Origin of the sequence: Lysinibacillus sp. G4S2 (assembly GCF_030348505.1) — a bacterium.
Taxonomy (GTDB): domain Bacteria; phylum Bacillota; class Bacilli; order Bacillales_A; family Planococcaceae; genus Lysinibacillus.
The window spans coordinates 4,376,685-4,397,747 of the sequence record NZ_JAUCFJ010000002.1 but is presented as its reverse complement, the minus strand read 5'-3'; the positions used below and the strand labels follow the sequence as shown (position 1 = coordinate 4,397,747).

Sequence of the window (21,063 nt, the reverse complement as noted above, 5' to 3'; positions counted from 1 at the left end):
AATAGAGGGGGGGTTGACAAATGCAAAATGAAAAAGACTTGTTTGATATGTTAAAAGAAATGTACCCTCAACATCCTAGAAAGGAGTTTGTTTCTGCAACTGAGAATACTCTTAGACAACGAGCAAGGAGCATGGGCAAAAAAAGAATCATAACAAAATTCTCTGTTATTTCAAGCGGTGTTTTAGTTTGTGCATTTATTTTTTCATGGTTAATCTTCTTTAATGGAAATAGCAAAGTTTCAGAGGTAGTCCAAAGTGTTGGAGGGGCGTCATCGTCTTACGCAATGGACGAAAAAGAACCTGTAGTTTATATTTATCATTCACATAATATAGAATCATTTATTCCAGAGGTTTCTGCACAGCAGGTGTATAGAGAGCGGGCGTATAGTGATACTAAAAATATAACATTGGTAGGTAAAGAGTTAAGTAGAGCATTAAAGGAATTGCAGGTTCCAGCAATTCATGATGAGACAGATGTAGCTGGAATCTTAAAACAAAGAGGTTTATATTTTCAGGATTCATATAAAGTTTCACGGGAAAATTTACAGAAAGTCTTAGCTGAAAATGACAGTATTCGCATGGTTTTTGATATACATCGAGATTCTACAAAAAGACGTGAATCCACAATTGAAATTAAAGGGGAAGAGTACGCAAAAATTAAATTTGTCGTATCAAAAACGAGTGGAAATTATGAAACGAATAAAAAATTTGCAACTCAGCTTCATGAACAACTAGAAAAATTATATCCGGGACTATCAATAGGTGTAATAGAAAAAGGGGTCAATCCCCAAAATACCTACAATCAAGAACTCCATGATAATTCAGTATTAGTAGAAATGGGAGGTATAGAAAATACGCTGGAAGAAATGTATAGAACAACAGATATTTTTGCACAGGTTCTAGAGGATATTCTTGAGAAAAGTAAATAATTATAAGAAGAGCGTGTCCAAACATTGCAGGCACGCTCTCACTTAGTTCGGTGTGATTTTTACGAAGCTTAATACTTTCTCATTATCTTTGAAGGAAGCCACTCGAATTTTACTTTCACGATTAGGGCCACCATTATCGTGGAATATTAGAAACAGCTCATCATTTCGTATTTCATAGCCAATGAGAGGTACCCAATGATAGGCGAAGGCAGATTTTTTATCGCGCCAATGTAGGCTGAAATAGCGGTCGAAACGTATGGCGACAGGGCGGTCTGCATCGATTTCCTGCATTGCCTCCTTTAATGTACAATCGCGAATATTCCATGTTGGATGAAGCCGGCGAAGATTGCGAATTAGACGCCATTTAAATAACCCAATTTTCGTGCCACCAAGAAGTTTGTAAAGCTCATTTACCGAAGGAGTCGTCTCGTCTAAATAGTTTAAGATTACGTGTACAGTTGTAGGTCCGCAAGCAGAATTACGATAGTTTGGTGAAATGGATGCATCATATTGTGATTTTCCAAGTAGCGACAATTGCTGGCGCATCATAATCTCCTTTCTAAAAAGAGCTGCATTTCAATAAGAAATGCAGCTCTTTTTTGCCGATAAGAAATCTGTAACTTGCGGCCGACGCTTTCGCTTTCGCCACAAATTAGAAGCTTTTCATTGCTGTTTTAGCCTAGCTAATTATTGTTGTGCAGATAAGAAATCTGTAACTTGCTGAGGTGATTTAGCATTGGCACTATGTAAGTGTGCTAATTTTTCACCGTTTTGGAAAATTAGTAGGCTTGGAATACCCATTACATCATATTTATCCGCAATTTCTGGAAGCTCATCGCGATTAAGTTCGTACCAGTCATATTGGCTGTACTCTTCGATAATTGGATCGATGAACATATCCATGCGTGTGCAATCTGGGCACCATCCAGCGTAAAATTTCACTAGCACTTTTTGATCACCTGAGATCAGTTCATTAAATTGGTCAGCAGTTGTAATTGTTTTCATTAGTATTTCACTCTCCTCGCTTTCCATTCTACACATTTTTATCGCAACCTGAAAGTTTTCTGTTTGGAATAATTGATATCTACTTATTGTCTTATTTTCGCTCGTAAAAAACGAAATAAGTTGTATATTGCAAAAATAATTAGTGAAAAAAGATTGCTAAATTAAACAAAATATTCTACACTAAAAACAGAAAAAGTAGTTTTATCTTTATTCAGCAGAAGATGTGTACCTCTAAATCAGAATGGTAGCTGAACAAAGATAAGCCTCAGTCGTATGTCACAGAATACGCCACGCGTTAAACTTGAATTGAGCTAGATCAATTCAAAATCTGGACAAAAATACACTAAGGTAAACTTGATATTTTTTTGGTCAAAAAATGAATGGCTATTCATTCAATGGGAGAATAAGGGGGAATTGCTTGTGACTTACAACATTAAAAAAGCAGCTGTTCTAGGTTCTGGGGTAATGGGCTCTGGAATTGCAGCACATTTAGCAAACATCGGTATTCCAACATTATTATTAGACATTGCGCCGAAGGAACTAACAAAAGAGGAAGAAGCAAAGAATCTTTCTTTAGAGCATCCTGCAGTAAGAAATCGTATCGTAAACGGAGCTCTTCAAAAGTTATTAAAGCAAAAGCCGGCACCACTTACTTCTAAGAAAAATTTATCACTACTAACAGTTGGTAACTTTGAGGACGATTTAGAGAAATTAAAAGATGTAGATTGGATCATCGAAGTTGTCGTTGAAAATTTAGCGATTAAACAAAGCCTATATGAAAAAATTGATGCAGTACGTGCGCCTGGAACAATTATTAGTTCAAACACATCTGGCATAAGCATAAATGCAATGGCAGAAGGGCGTTCAGAAGATTTTCAAAAGCATTTCCTGGGAACGCACTTTTTCAACCCGCCTCGTTATTTAAAACTGCTGGAAGTCATTCCAGCAAACACAACAGCGCCAGAGGTTGTAAGCTTTATGAAAACATTTGGCGAAGATGTGCTTGGGAAAGGTGTTGTACTTGCTAAGGATACACCAAACTTCATTGCCAACCGAATTGGAACGTATGGTTTACTAATCACTTTACAAGAAATGATGAATGGTGGTTACTCAGTTGGCGAGGTAGATTCTGTAACGGGTCCACTAATCGGGCGTCCAAAATCTGCAACCTTCCGAACTTTGGATGTAGTTGGTTTAGATACATTTATCCACGTGGCTAAAAACGTCTATGATCAAACAACAGGTGAAGAGCAGCAAGTATTTGCAGTACCAGAATTCCTGCAAAAAATGGTTACAAACGGCTGGCTAGGAGCAAAATCTGGTCAAGGTTTCTTCTTAAAGCAAGGCAAGGAAATACTTGAAATTGATCCAAACACATTAGAGTATAGCCCAGTGAAAAAATTAAAAACACCTTCTATCGAGATGGCAAAACAAACTCGTGGATTAGCAAATAAAGTGAAAGCATTAACATATGCTAAGGATCGTACGGGAGAGTTATTATGGGGTGTTTTCGCTCCAACGTTAATTTATTCAGCACAGTTACATGGTGAAATTGCTGATGATATTGTTGCGATTGACAATGCCATGAAATGGGGCTTCGGCTGGCAGCAAGGTCCATTCGAAATTTGGGATGCAATTGGTGTGAAAGAATCCGTAGCTAAAATGGAGTCTGAAGGACGTGAGGTACCAGCATTTGTCAAAGATATGTTAGCAAGCGGCTTTGACACTTTCTATTCGGAAATTGATGGTGACCTAGCATACTATAATGGCTCTGAATACGTTAAAGTGCCAGTTAATGAAAAGGAAATTAACTTAAAACGCTATAAGAAAAAACATGGCGTTATTAAATCAAATACAGGTGCTAGCTTAATAGATTTAGGTGACGGAATTGCATTACTTGAATTCCATTCACAATCAAATGCAATAGGCTTAGACATTATTCAAATGATTAACTATGCGATCGATGAAGTAGAAGCTAACTATAAAGGCTTAGTCATCGGTAACCAAGGGAAAAACTTCTGTGTTGGTGCTAATCTAGGAATGATTTTAGTAGAAGCGCAGGATGATAATGTTTTTGAATTAGACTTCGTTATCAAAGCGTTCCAAGGTGCTATGCAAAAGATTAAATATTCTCGCAAACCAGTTGTGGCAGCACCTTTTAGCATGACACTTGGCGGGGGTTCGGAGGTCTGCTTACCAGCTGCACATATCCAAGCAACAATGGAAACGTATATGGGCTTAGTAGAAGTCGGCGTTGGATTAATTCCAGGCGGTGGCGGTAATAAGGCGCTGTACCAAAAATTCCTCAAAGGCTTACCAAATGGCGTTGAGGTAGACTATCAACATATTGCTAATAAAGTATTTGAAACAATTGCGATGGCAAAAGTTTCGACATCTGGTGAAGAAGCGCGTGACAATAACTTCTTAAACTTTGCAGACGGGATTTCTGTTAACCCAGATCACCAACTACATGATGCAAAGCAAGCAGCACTAGCACTTTATGAGGCAGGCTATCAAGCACCTGTACCTGCGAAAGTTCCTGTAGTCGGAGCAACAGGCTACGGTACGCTACTCATCGGTGCGCAAGGAATGTTTGAATCAGGCTTTATTAGTGAGCACGATTTAAAAATCGCTAAAAAATTAGCATATGTTATAGCTGGTGGTAAAGTTCCATATGGCACATTAGTAGATGAGCAATACCTATTAAATCTAGAGCGTGAGGCATTCCTAAGCTTAGTTGCAGATCCGTTATCTCAACAAAGAATGCAGCACATGCTTTTAAAGGGAAAACCACTGCGTAACTAATTTCAAGACTGTAATCATACTTGCACATGAAACAAAGGGGGATTAATACGATGCGTGAAGCCGTTATTGTAGCAGGAGCACGAACTCCGATTGGAAAAGCGAAGAAGGGTTCTTTAGCAACAGTTAGACCAGATGATTTTGGAGCGGTTGTTGTTAAAGAAACATTAAAAAGAGCAGGCTATGAAGGTCCGATTGACGATTTAATTTTAGGATGTGCAATGCCAGAAGCTGAGCAAGGCATGAACGTAGCACGTAATATTGGAGCGCTTGCTGGGCTACCAGATACAACACCAGCACTAACAATTAATAGATTCTGTTCATCGGGATTACAAGCAATTGCTTTTGCAGCAGAGCGGATTATGCTAGGACACTCTAAGGCGATTGTTGCTGGTGGCGTCGAGTCTATGAGTATGGTGCCAATGGTAGGTAATACACCTCGCTTAAATCCGACTTTAGCAGAAACTGCTCCTCAATATTATATGGGGATGGGGCACACAGCTGAGGAAGTGGCGCGTCAGTACAATGTAAGTCGAGAGGATCAGGATGCATTTGCTGTTCGTTCACACGAGCTTGCAGAAAAAGCGATTAAAGAAGGAAAATTCATTGATGAAATCGTACCAATCGAAGTGGAGCAGCATTATGTGGATGACAACAATAAACCACAAGTGAAAAAATTCACTTTTAGCATGGATGAAGGTGTACGTCCAGGTACATCTGTAGAAGGTTTAGCGAAGCTTCGTCCAGCCTTCCATGTAAAGGGCAGTGTTACAGCTGGTAATGCTTCTCAAACTTCTGATGGTGCAGCAGCAGTACTTGTGATGGACCGTGAGGAGGCTGAAAAGCAAGGGCTTACACCAATGGCGAAGTTTTTAGGCTTTGCAGTTGGCGGTGTACCTCCTGAGGTGATGGGTATTGGTCCAATCGTGGCAGTACCTAAAGCACTTGAAATTGCAGGTTTATCAATAGATGACATTGATCTTTGGGAAATTAACGAAGCATTTGCATCACAATCCTTACAGGTCGTACGTCATTTAGGCATCGATCAAAATAAAGTAAATGTCAATGGTGGAGCAATTGCCGTTGGTCACCCACTCGGTGCAACAGGAGCCATTTTAACATTAAAGCTTATTCATGAAATGAAGCGTCAAGGTAAGAAATACGGTGTCGTGACAATGTGTATTGGCGGCGGAATGGGTGCTGCAGGAGTATTTGAAATTCTATAGTTCATTAAATCTAAAGATTTTATGATAACAGTTTGCTAGATCAGCTTGGAGTGCGACGTTTCTGGTTGCCTCCGGACAAAGTACTTCAAGCTTTTCTATATATCGGGGAAGAAAAGCCATTAATAATAGATGCATAGGGAGGAATTTAGAATGACAGAAAAAACAACGGATTTCATTAAAGGCGGCGGATTTATTATTGAAGATGTGGAATTAGATCGTGTATTTACACCAGAAGATTTCACAGATGAGCATAAGATGATTGCTAAAACAACTGAAGAGTATGTAGCAAATGAAGTGTTACCAGTCGTTGAAAAATTAGAAAACCATGAATTTGAGCATTCGGTTCGTCTACTAAAAAGCGCAGGTGAGCTTGGCTTACTAGGTGCAGATGTACCTGAAGAATATGAGGGTCTAGAATTAGACAAAGTTTCTTCTGCATTAATCGCAGAAAAAATGTCTGTTGCTGGTGGCTTCTCTATTACGCACGGTGCACACGTAGGTATTGGTTCTTTACCAATCGTACTTTTCGGAAATGAAGATCAAAAGAAAAAGTATTTACCAAAGCTTGCGTCAGGTGAATTAATTGCTGCTTACGCATTAACAGAGCCAGGTTCAGGTTCTGATGCATTAGGTGCAAAAACGACGGCGAAGTTAAATGATGCAGGTACGCATTATATTTTAAATGGTGAAAAGCAATGGATTACAAATGCAGGCTTTGCAGATGTATTTGTTGTCTATACAAAAATTGATGGCGAAAAATTCACAGCATTTATCGTAGAACGCGCTTACAAAGGTGTTTCGGTTGGCCCAGAAGAGAAAAAAATGGGGATCAAATCTTCATCAACACGTACATTAGTACTTGAAGATGCAGAAGTACCTGTAGAAAACCTATTAGGTGAAGTGGGACGCGGACACGTTATTGCCTTTAATATTTTAAATATCGGTCGCTATAAACTAGGTGTTGGAACAATTGGTGGTTCGAAACGTGCACTAGAGCTAGCTATTAAATATACAAATCAGCGTCAGCAATTTAAAACGAAGCTGTCTGATTTCAACCTAACAAAAGAAAAATTATCGACAATGGCTTCACAATTATATGCATCTGAATCATTAAATTATCGTACAGTAGGATTATTTGAGGATCGTTTAAGTCAGCTAAGCCCAGATGAGCAAAAACAAGGGAAAGTTATTGCTGGTGCAATTGCAGAGTATGCTATTGAATGTTCTATTGCGAAAGTATTTGGTTCTGAGACTTTAGATTACATTGCAGATGAAGCGGTTCAATTACACGGTGGTTACGGCTTTATGGCTGAATATGAAGTAGAACGTATTTATCGTGATTCTCGTATTAATCGTATTTTTGAAGGAACAAATGAAATTAACCGCATGATTGTACCAGGTACATTTATGAAAAAGGCATTAAAAGGTGAATTGCCATTACTACAAGTCGCTCAAAATCTACAACAAGAGCTTCTCATGTTAATGCCTGAGGATGTAGGAACAGAGCCGCTAGCACAAGAAAAATATCTTGTGAAAAATGCGAAGAAAATTGCTGTATTAGCAGCAGGTTTAGCTGCACAACGCTACGGCGCGAAGCTCGATCAAGAGCAAGAAGTATTGGTGAATATTGCAAATATCGCAAACCAACTATTCGCTATGGAATCAGCTGTATTACGTACAGAAAAAGCGATTGCTCGTGACGGTGCTGAGAAAGCGCATCAAAAATTACTTTACACTCAAATCTTCTGCCAAGAAGCATTTGCAGAAATTGAAAAAGAAGCTAAAGATACGATTCTTGCTTCAGCAGACGGCGATGCGGCACGCATGACATTGTCTGCACTACGTAAGTTAACTCGCAACAACCCATACAACTTAATCGCGAAGAAACGCGAAGCTTCTGTTAAATTGATTGAAGCAGAAAAATTTGTAGTTTAACTTTTTTCAGCGGGTGTCACGGAATCGGCTTTGCACAAGCACAAAGCCGATTCCGGACGCAATTATGCCAAGGCATAATTGATATAGCAAAAAAACCTAGCTATCCATCGAGGTGTGATAGCTAGGTTTTTTGTTGGAAATAAAAGTAGGGCTCTTCGACAAAACGAGGGGGTTTTCCGTTCCGTCTGGGCGCGAGCTTCTCGGCAATTTATCAGCGATTCATGAAGTTATCGGCGGTACTAGAAATTTTATCAGCGATTTCCATGATGTTATCAGCGATACTCGGCAATTTATCAGCGATATCCATGAAGTTATCAGCGATCCCGGCAATTTATCAGCGATTTTCATGATGTTATCAGCGCTTCTCGGCAATTTATCAGCGATTTTCATGATGTTATCAGCGCTTCTCGGCAATTTATCAGCGATTTTCATGATGTTATCAGCGCTTCTCGGCAATTTATCAGCGATTTTCATGATGTTATCAGCGATACTCGGCAATTTATCAGCGATTACCATGAAGTTATCAGCGATCCCGGCAATTTATCAGCGATTACCATGATGTTATCAGCGATACTCGGCAATTTATCAGCGATTTACAAGAAGTTATCAGCGATACTCGGCAATTTATCAGCGATTCATGATGTTATCAGCGGATCCCAGCAATTTATCAGCGATTCCCATGAAGTTATCAGCGATACTCGGCAATTTATCAGCGATTCCCATGAAGTTATCAGCGATCCCGGCAATTTATCAGCGATTCCCATGAAGTTATCAGCGATTCTCAGCAATTTATCAGCGATCGGCATTTTGGAGCAACGAGAAATTACCTCCGCTCCAGTTGTAACTGACGCTGCGCTTTCGCACGGACAAAACCATGTTGTAGCTGACGCTGCGCTTTCGCACGGACAAAACCATGTTGTAGCTGACGCTGCGCTTTCGCACGGACAAAACCATGTTGTTGCTGACGCTGCGCTTTCGCACGGACAAAACCATGTTGTAGCTGACGCTGCGCTTTCGCACAGACAAAACCATGTTGTAGCTGACGCTGCGCTTTCGCACGGACAAAACTATGTTGTTGCTGACACTACGCTGACGCACAGAGCAAACCATGTTGTTGCGACATGTAAGAAAATACACGCTATATGAATTGATTGATTTCCGTTCCAGCTGGACGCCCCAACAGGAAAGCCCTCAGCCGGAACGGAAATCAACCCTACGCTATTGAAGTGATGAGCTATTAATTGTTTCATTTTGGTTCGTAACGGTTATGATGGTATACTACAGACAAATGAGGGAGACGCTGAAAATTTAGCGCCCTGAAAACGATAGTAGAGGAGCCTTTAAATGACGATTCAATTTATTCATTATCCGAAATGTACTACTTGTAAAAAAGCTCAAAAATGGCTAGATGAAAATGAGATTTCATATGAAGAGGTACACATTGTCGAACAACCGCCTACAAAGGACGAATTAACAAGCTTATGGCAAGCGAGTGGGTTGCCATTAAAGAAATTTTTCAATACTTCTGGTATGAAATATCGTGAGCTTGGTTTGAAGGATAAGCTAGCTGAAATGCCTGAGGAGGAGCAGCTTGAACTGCTTGCTTCAGATGGTATGTTGATTAAACGTCCGATCGTAACAGATGGAAAAAAAGTTACTTTAGGGTTTAAAGAATCAGATTTTGAGCAAGCTTGGAAATAACCGCTTTTAACTTCTTTCAGCGCATGTCACGGAATTATGCTGAGGCATAATTGATTCTTGTTTTTATGGTAGAAGTATGGCACACTGAAGATGAATATATTACATATTTATGGAGGGGTTTTTGCATGAGCACACCAAAAGACTTACGTTACTCTGAAGAGCATGAATGGGTAAAATTAGAAGATGGTAAAGTACGTATCGGTATTTCTCACTTCGCACAATCTGAACTTGGAGATATCGTTTTCGTTGAGCTTCCACAAGTTGGCGACGAAATCAAAACAGATGATCCATTCGGTAGTGTAGAATCTGTAAAAACAGTTTCTGAATTATACGCACCAATCTCAGGTACAGTAGTTGAAGTAAATGCAGATTTAGAAGATAGCCCAGAATTCGTTAATGAATCACCATATGAAAAAGCATGGATGATCGTTGTAGAGCCTGCTGATGCATCAGAAGTTGAAAAACTTATGACAGCTGAGCAATACGATGAAATGATTGCTGAATAAGACAAGCCCTAATAAAAAAACGTCGGAAATCACCGGCGTTTTTTATTATCTTCATTCCTTCCACCACGTTGGGAGAAGAATACACTTGAAGTCCCTTATCAATGGGTGTCTTATATGATCATCGACAGAGTGTTATGGATATAATGAGCATAAGGGATATGTCTAATGGGGGTGGCGTGATGTTCGAGGGAAAATGCTTAATTGTCGAAGGGCGTTCGGATAAACTTCAAATTAAACCTATTTTAAGTGAAGATGTTATAATCCTTTGTACGAATGGTACAATTGGAGTTCATCAATTAGAAGAGTTACTGGATCCATATGAGGGCTGTGAGCTTTATACATTCTTTGATGCAGATACATCGGGTGATAAGCTACGGGCATTAATGGACAGACATTATCCAGAGGCTGAGCATTTACGTACGATGCCGACATATAAGGAAGTTGAGACAACTCCGAGAAAGGTGTTAGCGATGATATTGCTTCGTGCACACTTCTCAATCCATAATAAATATATTTTGTAAGGTTGCGTGAAAAGATGGAAGAATGGTCAAAAGAGCAGTGGGACACGGCTGTACAGTCCGGTGAAAAGGCTGCCTTTTATTTATATACACCTATGTGTGGAACGTGTACAGTTGCCTCGAAAATGATGACGATTGTCGAGCAATTACTACCACATTTACAGGTTGGTAAAGCGAATATTAATTTTATAGAGCACATAGCTTTTGATAATAAAATCGAAAGTGTACCATGTTTACTCGTTTGTGATGGCAAAAAAGTGATAGAAAAGGTTTATGCCTTTCAATCCGTACCATTTTTATACGAATTATTAAAAAAATAAATTGACGGAGCTTTACTCGCGTGGTAAAGTACGAATATATTAAAAAATATAAATATATCGAACTCTTATAAAGAGTGGCGGAGGGAAGTGCCCTATGAAGCCCGGCAACCATCACAAAGTGAAAAGGTGCCAAATCACCCAAAGATTTATCTTTGACAGATGAGAGAACGGTTTAGCGTATAAGTTACGTGACCCCTTCTACTTGTCTATAAAGTGAAGGGGTTTTTTTACTTCCTTCAGCGGGTGACACGGATATGAGAAAAGGAGAATTCGCTATGATCCAGCTGCAAAATATTACGAAGAAATACAAAACTGCGAATGGCGAATTAACAGCAGTCAAAGACGTCAACCTTTCTATTAACAAAGGTGAAATTTTTGGCATTATCGGCTATAGTGGCGCTGGTAAAAGTACGATGATTCGCTTATTAAACGGTTTAGAAAAACCTACATCTGGTACGGTGACGGTTAACAATCAAGAATTTTCATCTATAAAGGGGCAAAAGCTCAGAGATGCTAGACAAAAGGTCAGTATGATTTTCCAGCATTTTAATTTACTTTGGTCTAGAACTGTTGAGGAAAATATCGCTTTCCCACTAGAAATCGCAGGTGTTCCAAAGGCACAACGTGAAGCGCGAGTGAATGAATTGATCACACTTGTTGGCTTAGGGGGGCGCGCTAAGGCGTATCCATCACAGCTATCAGGGGGACAAAAGCAACGTGTAGGTATCGCTCGCGCCCTTGCTAATAATCCAGAGGTATTGTTATGTGATGAGGCAACATCTGCACTCGATCCGGAGACAACAGATGCTATCCTTGATCTACTTGTCGATATTAATGAACGATTAGGTCTAACGATCGTATTAATTACACATGAAATGCACGTTATTCGCAAAATTTGTCATCGTGTAGCGGTTATGGAAGCCGGAGAAATTGTAGAGCGCGGTGAAGTATTACAAGTATTCCAAGCTCCACAAGCTGCCATTACGAAAAAATTCGTTTCTCAAATTACAGATACGAAAGAAACACAGGAAACAGTGGCACAAATTAAAGCAAATTACCCTACTGGACAACTTGTCAAACTAGTTTTTGTAGGCGAAAAAACAGAACAGCCTGTAATTTCACATCTTGTGAAACAGTTTGATGTGGAAGTAAGTATTGTACATGGGAATATTTCGCAAACGAAAAATGGTGCGTACGGCACACTTATTGTGCAAATAGACGGCTCGAAGGCGAATATTGCGGATGCACTTACCTACTTAAATACAGTCGAAGTACAAACGGAGGTGATTGCAAATGCTAACTAGTCTCTTTCCGAATGTCGACTGGGAAAAAATGTGGGAAGCTACGTATCAAACATTGTACATGACAACAATTTCTACAGTTATCACATTTATTCTTGGATTAGCGATTGGGATCTTATTATTTTTATCAAGTCCAAACCAACTATGGGCGAATAAAATTGTTAACTTTTTAACAAGTTCGATTGTTAACATTTTCCGTTCGATTCCATTCATCGTATTAATCATTTTATTAATTCCATTTACGAAATTGTTACTTGGCACAATTCGCGGAGCAAACGCAGCTTTACCAGCATTAATTATTGGTGCTGCACCATTCTATGCACGAATGGTATTAATTGCATTACGTGAAATTGATAAGGGTGTTATTGAAGCAGCTCGTTCAATGGGCGCTAAAACGTCAACGATTATTTGGAAAGTATTAATTCCAGAATCGTTACCAGCACTTATTTCAGGTATTACAGTTACTGCCGTAGCACTTGTTGGCTATACTGCGATGGCAGGAATTATCGGTGCAGGCGGTCTAGGGGATGTAGCTTACTTAGACGGTTTCCAACGTAATCACCCAGATGTGACATTAATGGCGACTATTTTAATCTTAGTAGTTGTATTTATCATCCAATGGATTGGCGATATGATTACAACTAAAACCGATAAACGCTAAAAATTACAGAGTTATTTTGGTTTTATACCATTAACATATTTAAACAAGATAAAAGGAGTGTAATACAATGAAGAAATTATTAGCAGGATTATTCTTATCAGTACTTGTACTAGCTTTAGCTGCTTGTGGTGCTGGTAAAAAAGAAGATACAAGCTCATCATCTGGTGATAAATCAGATAGTAAAGAAAACGTAACATTAAAAGTAGGTGCTTCTAATGTACCTCACGCGGTTATTCTAGAAAAAGCAAAACCGATTTTAGCTAAAGAAGGTATTGATCTTAAAATTGAAACATATCAAGACTATGTATTACCGAACCAACATTTAGAATCAGGTGAACTTGATGCAAACTATTTCCAACACCTACCTTTCTTAGAGCTTAGCATGAAAGAAAATGGCTATGACTTTGTAAATGCTGGTGCCATTCACATTGAACCAATCGGTATCTACTCTAAAAAATATAAATCACTTGAGGATCTACCAGAGGGTGCAACAATTTTACTTTCTAACTCTGTTTCAGACCACGGGCGTATGCTTTCATTATTAGAAGCTAAGGGCTTAATTAAACTTAAGGATGGGGTAGATAAAACAGCTGCTGAACTTAAAGATATCGAAGAAAATCCTAAAAACTTCAAATTCGACGCAAATACAGCTCCTGAAATGCTTGTACAAATGTATGAAAATAATGAAGGTGATGCAGTCCTTATCAATTCTAACTACGCAATCGACAACGGACTAAATCCAATGGAAGATTCTATTTCTCTTGAAGATAAAGAATCTCCATATGTAAACATTATTGCTGTACGTGCTGGTGATGAAACAAAACCAGAAATTAAAAAGTTAGTAGAAGTATTAAAATCTAAAGAAATCCAAGACTTCATCGTTGAAAAATGGAAAGGCTCAGTTGTTCCAGTTAAATAATTTTATCAAAAGGGTATGTAAGTATTAAAGCTTACATGCCCTTTTTTTGCATAAAAAAGATCAGAAAAATATAACTTTTAATCGAAAGTAATCTTCTTCTGTAGTTTGTGGCAAAATTATAATATATTTTAAGTTACCATATTTTTTGTATAGCATATGTTCAGTGATCTTTATTACTATAGTTGTTGTGTATATAGATTAAAAAATTATAGGGGAATAATGAATCGGTACTAAAGACTGTTCTTGATTTAAAAAAATTGTTGGTTTGAAACACATGGAGCAGAGGAAGGTGAGTGAACCTTTGCTTTGCCTTCAGGTTCTTACGAGCATAACGTAGGTGAAATCTAATGACCTCTCTCGGAGTGGAATGTATACTCAATTTTGATGAAGGGCCAAAATAAATAAAAGACAATGAAATATATATTTTACATCAACTGGAGTGATAACAAATGAATAAATTAATCATTGCAGAAGACATCTTACAAGAGCATGAAGTGAAGGGTTATTTTGAAATTTTACGTGAGAGTGTTATTCGCTCGCGTTTAACAATGACTGCTGTCTTTTTTAAATTAGCTAATTCCTCACAAGGAACTGATATAGAACGTAATCAAGTGAAGAATCAAATTTCAGCTTTTTTAAAATCAAAAATACGAAAAACAGATTTACTTTTCCAATTAGCAGACGGAGTACATTGGGGAATATTTTTTCTACAAAGTAGTGATGTGGAGGCAAAGGCATTTTTAAAACGGATTTTTGCGATTTTAAAGCAAGAAAGGGAATTTAAGCAAATAGCCTTGAAGGCCTCAATTACTGAAATAAGAAATAACAATGTTAGCTTTGAAGCTCTGTTAGATACAAATAAGCAGAAACTAGCAAATGAGGATCAGCCTACTTGGTCAATAGAACAGGTTACAGATTATAGTGTACAACCAACGGAGCAAGTAAAGGTAAGTATTATTGAACAAAATGCAATCTTTAGAAAAGTACTGGAAACGACGCTCAATCACTTAGACATCCCTCATTTTACTTTAGAAGTGTCGACCTATGAAGATGGCTATAGTTTTTTACAGTCCGATAGCTATAAAACGGGCCATATGCATTTAATTGTGATGAACGATATTTTACCACGTAAAAACGGCTTAGAGATATTGCATATTTTGCGCAACATGCCAAATGAGAAAAAATTCATTATTTATATGATGTCGGAACGAAATTCAGAAGGAGCGACACTTAATGCGTATGAAGGTGGCGTCGATGAATATATCGTCAAACCATTTAATTTGCGTTTGCTAGAAGCGAAAATTAAGCGAACTTTTGCGAGGTTTTGGCTATGATGAAGCTGTCGATTTCTTTTCTTTTAGCAGTAATCGTCGTTTTATTAGTAATCCTATTTTTATTTACGATGTATTTACTTTTTCAGCGCCAGCGGGAAATTCGTTTTGTAAAAACTCGTGATACTTATTTACAAAACTATTCACAGCACTGGTACAACTATTTAATCAACGATGAGATTTTTTCTATAGTGCTTGTCCCTCGTGGGCGTGCTCAAGTAGCAGCTATTGAAATGATTTTTTCATCATATTTAAAAAATATTATGAATGTAAAAGTTAACCATAAAATAAAAGAATTTTCTAATCTCTATTTAAAAAAGTTTTATGAAAAGGATCTATCAAGTAAACGATGGAGCATTAGGATGAATGCTTTATATCGCATTGCGGATTTACGGATTGAGGAGCTACTAGATACTTGCCAACAGTTTGAGAAAACAAAAATTTCGGAGGAGGAATTTTTTCAGCTATTAAAAATATACTCTCTCTTCCAACCAGAATTGTTTATCGAAAAAATTAAAGAACCAGAAGTTAATTATTCAGAAAGCGAATATAGAAGATTATTTGTATTGTTAGAGGATGACGTATTTATTCGATTATTTGAAGACTTTGATAGCTGGACAAAGAATATTCAATTTGCTGCAATTGATACTGCGGCTGTCAAAAGAAATATGCAATATATCGATAAGTTAAAACAGCTATTAACACATGAGTTTCCAGAAATAAAAATAAGAGCATTGAAGGGGCTTTATGAAATTGGTGTAATTGATGAAATCGATCCTTATGTTCCATTTGTGACATCAGATATGTGGGAAGCAAGATTAATGGTTGCAAAAATCTTTAACCATGCGCCACTAAATTATACCTATACTTATTTAGAACAGCTCCTACAGGATGAAAATTGGTGGGTACGTTCACAGGCAGCTAAAACAATCGCTGAAGATCGAGAAGGAATTGTAAAATTACAGCAATTTATGGAGTCCTCAAATGACCAATATGCAATAGAAATGGCACAGGAAACAGTAGTGAGAAAGCAGGGGAACAAATGAAAGTATTTTTAGATTATTGTATGTGGTTCTTTGGCGGCGTTATTCTGTTTTATATGCTATTCGTTATTGTTTCATATTGTACAATGCTTGTTATTGCTATGCTAGATTTGCGAAAACGCTATAAATTAGATCCCTCAGAATATGATGATGCACATATAGATGCCTTCTATTCAAAGCCAGTATCCTTACTTGTCCCTGCTTACAATGAAGAGATAGGCGTTGTTGATACAGTCTATTCATTGTTGAATTTACGCTATCCGCAAACTGAAATTATTATCATCAATGATGGTTCTACGGATCATACACTTCAAACCGTCATCGAGCATTTCCAAATGAAGCCTGTTGATAAAATTATTCGTACAAATATCCCTACAAAACAGATTAGACGAATTTATGAATCTGAAATATATAAGAATTGTATTTTAGTAGATAAAGAAAATGGTGGTAAGGCTGATGCGTTAAATGTAGGTATTAATGTTTCTCAATATCCTTATTTTTGCTCGATTGATGGGGATTCAATTTTAGATGAAAAGTCATTGCTTCGTGTGATGAAGCCGATTATTTTATCTGATGGTGAAGTGATTGCGGCAGGAGGAAATATTCGAATTGCCAATGGGGCAAAAATGCAGCTTGGTTCCGTTACGGAAACGCACCTACCAAATAATTACTTAGTAATCATGCAAGTAATAGAATATTTACGAGCGTTTTTAATGGGGCGAATAGCTTTAAGTAAATTTAATCTTGTCCTTATTATTTCGGGAGCATTTAGTGTGTTTTCGAAAAAATGGGCTGTGGAAGCGGGCGGTTATTCAACGAATATTATTGGAGAAGACATGGAGCTTGTCGTAAATATTCACCGTTTGATAAAAGAGAAAAAAGAAAAAAAACGCATTGAATTTGTACCAGACCCTGTATGTTGGACCGAAGCACCTCAGACGTTAGGGGTGTTACGTAATCAACGTAGACGCTGGCATCAAGGATTGTTTGAAAGCCTCTGGAAGCATAAAAAGATGACGTTGAACCCTAAATATGGCTTGCTAGGATTCATCTCATTTCCATACTTTTGGCTTGTAGAATGTCTTGGACCAATTGTTGAGCTAGGTGGTTATATTTATATCGTTGTAGCATTTTTCTTAGGGAAAATCTATTATGAAATAGCAATCTTGCTATTACTACTCTTCGTCATTTATGGTGTTATTTTTTCAATAGCATCTGTATTGTTCGAGGCATGGGCCCTGAATACTTATCCAAAAAAGAGAGAGCTACTACGAATGATACTGTTATCGTTTACAGAAATTTTTTGGTATCGACCACTCACTCTTTTATGGCGCTGTGAGGGATTAATTCGGTTTGTGCTAAGAAAAAGCGATTGGGGTAATATGAAGCGTGTCGGCATCGCTGAAAAGGAGAAAAATGTATGAAGCGAATATATATAGGGATTATAGCCATTCTAGTTCTTATTATCACGCCTATAGCATGGTGGTATTTGAGCGATGAAAAACCGCTGAACGTTGCGATTCTAGATAAAACGGTTCCGAATGAAACATATCGGGAGCATTTAGGTGTGGATTGGTTTTTAAATCATTATAAATACACGATGGATCATCAACCATATGATGTTCAAAAAAATTACTATGGTACGATTCCAAACGATGAAACGAAAAGTGTGTCAGAAAAAAAGTTTCCAACTGACTATAGTAATTATGATGTTATTTATTTGGCCGATACGTATGGTGTTTATAAGGATGATTTAAATGAAGAAAAGCGTCTAGGTAAACGCTCAGAAAAAATTGTTGGTGGCTTAGAAATGGATGAATGGCAGTCCATAGTAGCCCGTTTAGCAAGCAACAAGAAAAGTATGTTAATAGCTGAATTCAATACATTTGCCTCACCAACATCAGAGGCAGTTAGAAAAGAGCTACAGGATTATTTAGGAATTTCATGGTCTGGATGGATTGGGCGTTATTTTGATGAGCTTGATTATCATAAAAATTCAGAAATTCCACAATGGGTCGTAGATGAACATGGTGATAATTGGCCGTATGAGGGTGGAGGCTTTCTTCTATTTAATGAAATTACAGAAAAGCTCATTGTGCTAGAAATGGACAAGCATGTAAAGACAGAAGGTATTGAGGTGCAATTTACTGAAGAAGGGAAAAAATTCTTTAATACCTCAGCTAGTGCCAAGTATGGCTATTGGTTTGATATTATTACACCTAAATATGCCGAGGATGCTCTCGCTAATTATAAATGGGACTTAACAAAAGAAGGGGCAAAATTATTAGAGGAAAACGATATTCCACAGCAATTTGCGGCTATCGTTTCACAGGATAAACGCAATACGACAAGCTATTATTTTGCTGGAGACTTTAATGATGTGTCGCGTGTTCCAACCTTCTATAAACTAAAGGGTTTACCGACCATCTATAAATACGCAGAGAAGTATGCAGACAGTTCATTTTATTGGTCGATTTATATACCAGTAATGAATAAAATTTTTGAAACGTTTGAGCAAAAAGAGGTTAAAGAAAACGTTAATCATGAAAAATTAAATTATAATGCACGTGTTCAAGGTGAGTCGTTTGAAATCTTACGTGATGGAAAATGGGAGCCAATCGTATTTAAGGGCGTTAATATCGGCATGGGGAAACCAGGAGCATTCCCTGGTGAGGCCGCTATTACAGAAGAAGAGTACTATCGATGGTTTAATCAAATTGCTGAAATGAATGCCAATACGATTCGTGTATACACATTACACCCACCAGGTTTTTACCGGGCACTTGCTAAATACAATGAAGAAAACCCAGATAAACCACTGTATATATTGCATGGTGTGTGGATTAATGAAGAAGGCTTGGCTAATTCACTAGATGCCTACGATGAAGCGACCTTGAAGGATTTTCAATTTGAAATGAAACGAATGGTAGATGTTATCCACGGGAATACTTATGTGAAGCCAGTACCAGGACACGCCTCTGGATTATACGACGTTGACGTTTCGAAATATGTGATTGGCTGGGTGCTTGGCATTGAATGGTATCCGCATATGGTGGTCGGTACGAATGAGAAACACGTTAATATAGGCGAATACAATGGGACGTATTTTGAAACAAAGAATGCTTCACCATTCGAGCATTGGTTAGCAGAGCAAATGGACCTTATTACTGTTTATGAGAAGGACAAATACAATTGGATGCGCCCAATGAGTTTCACCAACTGGGTAACAACGGACATATTAGACCATCCGTCTGAACCTTCTGAGGATGAAGATTTGGTAGGGGTAAATCCTAATGTTATCTACACGAAGGGTGAAATGCAGGCACCAGGTCAATTTGCTTCCTATCATGTTTATCCATATTATCCTGACTTCTTTAACTTCGATCAAAAATATTTAAATTATAAAGATTTCCGGGGCAATAAAAATAGTTATGCAGGATATTTAAAAGACTTACATGCAGCTCATCGTATGCCAGTTCTTATTGCAGAATTTGGAATACCAGCAGCGCGCGGTATGACACATGAAAATGTTTACGGCTGGAATCAGGGACATATGTCTGAACAAGAACAAGGTGAAACACTACAACATTTATTTGAAGATATTATGCATGAAGGCTTGATGGGAGGTCTTGTCTTTACATGGCAAGACGAGTGGTTTAAGCGAACGTGGAATACGATGGATTATGATGATCCAAACCGTCGACCGTTTTGGTCCAATGCACAAACGAATGAACAGCAATTTGGTTTACTAAGCTTTGATAGATTTAAAGTAAAAGTAGACGGCAATACAGAGGAGTGGAAAGGTACGCAAATGTATGATACCTCACCTTCTGATTCAACAGATTTTGCTGTCGATTATGATGAAAAATATTTGTATTTAAAATTAAAAAGTGATGTTTTAGAAAAAGCTTCACCGCGCATTTTACTTGATGTAGTACCAAATCAAGGTAATACTTCGGCGACATCAATAAAAGATATGACGTTTTCAAATGGTATAGATTTTATGGTGGAATTAAATAAAAATGGAGACTCACGAGTTGTCATTGATGAATACTATGATTTCTATGATTATTTTTACGGTCATAATTTAAATATGATTCCGCCGCGTATGGCAGTTCCCACAATAAATAGTGGTAAGTTTGCACCGATTAACTATGTGTTAAATAAACAGCTATTCTTACCAGAGCAAAACATTACTACCGACTTTAGTTATTATGAAACAGGGAAACTGCTTCAAGGAAATGCCAACCCGGAGTCAAAAGATTATAATTCGTTAGTAGACTATACGTGGACAGAGGATAATGTTATTGAGCTGCGAATCCCTTGGCTACTAATTCAAGCAAAAGATCCTAGTCAACGTGAGTTTATGGGGGATTTATATAAAGATGGAAAGTCTGCTTCAACTAAAGTAGATAATATTTATATTGGTGCTGTATTTGTAGATAAAGAGGGCAAGGTTGTAAAATCTTTACCAGAGACAAACAGCCATGTCTTACCTGCACTCTCAGCGTATTCTTGGGGAAAATGGCAAACTCCTATGCATGAAGAACGTTTAAAACAATCATATTATATTTTACAAAAGCTATTTAAAGAGTATTAATGGAAGCTTAGGATAGGTGATTTTATTGCCTATTCTAAGCTTTTTTTGGTTCATCATCAAAAGTTGTGGATGACATTATAGGTTGATCTTCCTCCTTGGGATTAGCGTCACGGATGAGACCATGGCGCGAGCAAATAGAGGAACGAAGGCTAAAAGCATCACGTCCTGTGATAACGCCTTCGTGACCAACATCCTTTTGGGCCGAGCAGCTCATCGGACGCTCCCAGTCGGAACGGAAATCAACCACATGTTATGATGATGAGCTT

19 protein-coding genes and 1 riboswitch are annotated in these 21,063 nt (G+C 37.9%); of the genes, 17 read left to right on the top strand and 2 right to left on the bottom strand.

Features of this window, described 5'->3' with window-relative positions; all coding sequences use genetic code 11:
- Nucleotides 1-20 precede the first annotated feature (20 nt).
- A complete protein-coding gene (spoIIP, locus tag QUF91_RS22455; protein WP_289419381.1) occupies nt 21-929 on the top strand; it encodes a stage II sporulation protein P in 909 nt (302 codons plus the stop codon).
- 42 nt (nt 930-971) lie between these two features.
- On the opposite strand, the gene QUF91_RS22450 is transcribed toward spoIIP, so the two are convergent.
- Together QUF91_RS22450 and QUF91_RS22445 are read right to left on the bottom strand one after the other, a co-directional pair.
- Nucleotides 972-1,475: a C39 family peptidase gene (locus tag QUF91_RS22450; RefSeq protein WP_289419380.1), complete on the bottom strand. Its 504-nt coding sequence runs from the start codon at nt 1,473-1,475 to the stop codon at nt 972-974.
- A 141-nt stretch (nt 1,476-1,616) separates the two neighbouring features.
- Nucleotides 1,617-1,934, bottom strand: coding sequence for a thioredoxin family protein (locus QUF91_RS22445; protein ID WP_289419379.1), 318 nt, complete (start codon nt 1,932-1,934; stop codon nt 1,617-1,619).
- A gap of 420 nt (nt 1,935-2,354) precedes the next feature.
- Between QUF91_RS22445 and QUF91_RS22440 the strand changes: the two genes are divergently transcribed.
- From QUF91_RS22440 to QUF91_RS22365, 16 genes are all read left to right on the top strand, one after another.
- Nucleotides 2,355-4,739 carry a 3-hydroxyacyl-CoA dehydrogenase/enoyl-CoA hydratase family protein gene (locus QUF91_RS22440; protein WP_289419378.1) on the top strand — a complete coding sequence of 795 codons (2,385 nt, stop codon included), beginning with the start codon at nt 2,355-2,357 and terminating at the stop codon, nt 4,737-4,739.
- Between the two features lie 50 nt (nt 4,740-4,789).
- Nucleotides 4,790-5,962 (top strand): acetyl-CoA C-acetyltransferase, encoded by a 1,173-nt coding sequence (locus QUF91_RS22435; RefSeq protein ID WP_285399274.1) that lies wholly within the window; start codon nt 4,790-4,792, stop codon nt 5,960-5,962.
- A 150-nt stretch (nt 5,963-6,112) separates the two neighbouring features.
- A complete protein-coding gene (locus tag QUF91_RS22430) occupies nt 6,113-7,897 on the top strand; it encodes an acyl-CoA dehydrogenase family protein (protein ID WP_285399273.1) in 1,785 nt (594 codons plus the stop codon).
- A 130-nt stretch (nt 7,898-8,027) separates the two neighbouring features.
- Complete coding sequence (locus tag QUF91_RS22425; protein WP_289419377.1) at nt 8,028-8,456, top strand: hypothetical protein; 429 nt, start codon at nt 8,028-8,030, stop codon at nt 8,454-8,456.
- Nucleotides 8,453-9,043 carry a hypothetical protein gene (locus QUF91_RS22420; RefSeq protein ID WP_289419376.1) on the top strand — a complete coding sequence of 197 codons (591 nt, stop codon included), beginning with the start codon at nt 8,453-8,455 and terminating at the stop codon, nt 9,041-9,043. The genes QUF91_RS22425 and QUF91_RS22420 overlap by 4 nt, the downstream gene beginning before the upstream one ends.
- Before the next feature lie 198 nt (nt 9,044-9,241).
- Nucleotides 9,242-9,598, top strand: coding sequence for an arsenate reductase family protein (locus QUF91_RS22415; protein WP_289419375.1), 357 nt, complete (start codon nt 9,242-9,244; stop codon nt 9,596-9,598).
- Nucleotides 9,599-9,723: 125 nt separating this feature from the next.
- The gene (gcvH, locus tag QUF91_RS22410; RefSeq protein ID WP_289419374.1) at nt 9,724-10,104 is read left to right on the top strand and encodes a glycine cleavage system protein GcvH; all 381 of its coding nucleotides are present in this window, start codon (nt 9,724-9,726) and stop codon (nt 10,102-10,104) included.
- Between the two features lie 179 nt (nt 10,105-10,283).
- Nucleotides 10,284-10,625: a toprim domain-containing protein gene (locus QUF91_RS22405; RefSeq protein WP_285398925.1), complete on the top strand. Its 342-nt coding sequence runs from the start codon at nt 10,284-10,286 to the stop codon at nt 10,623-10,625.
- Nucleotides 10,626-10,639: 14 nt separating this feature from the next.
- On the top strand, nt 10,640-10,942 hold the full coding sequence (locus tag QUF91_RS22400; protein ID WP_289419373.1) for a thioredoxin family protein: 303 nt from the start codon (nt 10,640-10,642) through the stop codon (nt 10,940-10,942).
- A gap of 62 nt (nt 10,943-11,004) precedes the next feature.
- Nucleotides 11,005-11,108: riboswitch (SAM riboswitch) on the top strand.
- 109 nt (nt 11,109-11,217) lie between these two features.
- Nucleotides 11,218-12,246 (top strand): methionine ABC transporter ATP-binding protein, encoded by a 1,029-nt coding sequence (locus QUF91_RS22395; protein WP_289419372.1) that lies wholly within the window; start codon nt 11,218-11,220, stop codon nt 12,244-12,246.
- On the top strand, nt 12,236-12,904 hold the full coding sequence (locus QUF91_RS22390; protein ID WP_289419371.1) for a methionine ABC transporter permease: 669 nt from the start codon (nt 12,236-12,238) through the stop codon (nt 12,902-12,904). Before QUF91_RS22395 ends, QUF91_RS22390 begins: the two co-directional genes overlap by 11 nt.
- Before the next feature lie 67 nt (nt 12,905-12,971).
- A complete protein-coding gene (locus tag QUF91_RS22385; protein WP_289419370.1) occupies nt 12,972-13,823 on the top strand; it encodes a MetQ/NlpA family ABC transporter substrate-binding protein in 852 nt (283 codons plus the stop codon).
- A gap of 449 nt (nt 13,824-14,272) precedes the next feature.
- On the top strand, nt 14,273-15,157 hold the full coding sequence (locus QUF91_RS22380; RefSeq protein ID WP_289419369.1) for a response regulator: 885 nt from the start codon (nt 14,273-14,275) through the stop codon (nt 15,155-15,157).
- On the top strand, nt 15,154-16,200 hold the full coding sequence (locus QUF91_RS22375) for a HEAT repeat domain-containing protein (RefSeq protein WP_289419368.1): 1,047 nt from the start codon (nt 15,154-15,156) through the stop codon (nt 16,198-16,200). The genes QUF91_RS22380 and QUF91_RS22375 overlap by 4 nt, the downstream gene beginning before the upstream one ends.
- Complete coding sequence (locus QUF91_RS22370; protein ID WP_285398915.1) at nt 16,197-17,621, top strand: glycosyltransferase family 2 protein; 1,425 nt, start codon at nt 16,197-16,199, stop codon at nt 17,619-17,621. The genes QUF91_RS22375 and QUF91_RS22370 overlap by 4 nt, the downstream gene beginning before the upstream one ends.
- A complete protein-coding gene (locus tag QUF91_RS22365) occupies nt 17,618-20,797 on the top strand; it encodes a hypothetical protein (protein ID WP_289419367.1) in 3,180 nt (1,059 codons plus the stop codon). Before QUF91_RS22370 ends, QUF91_RS22365 begins: the two co-directional genes overlap by 4 nt.
- Nucleotides 20,798-21,063: the final 266 nt, after the last annotated feature.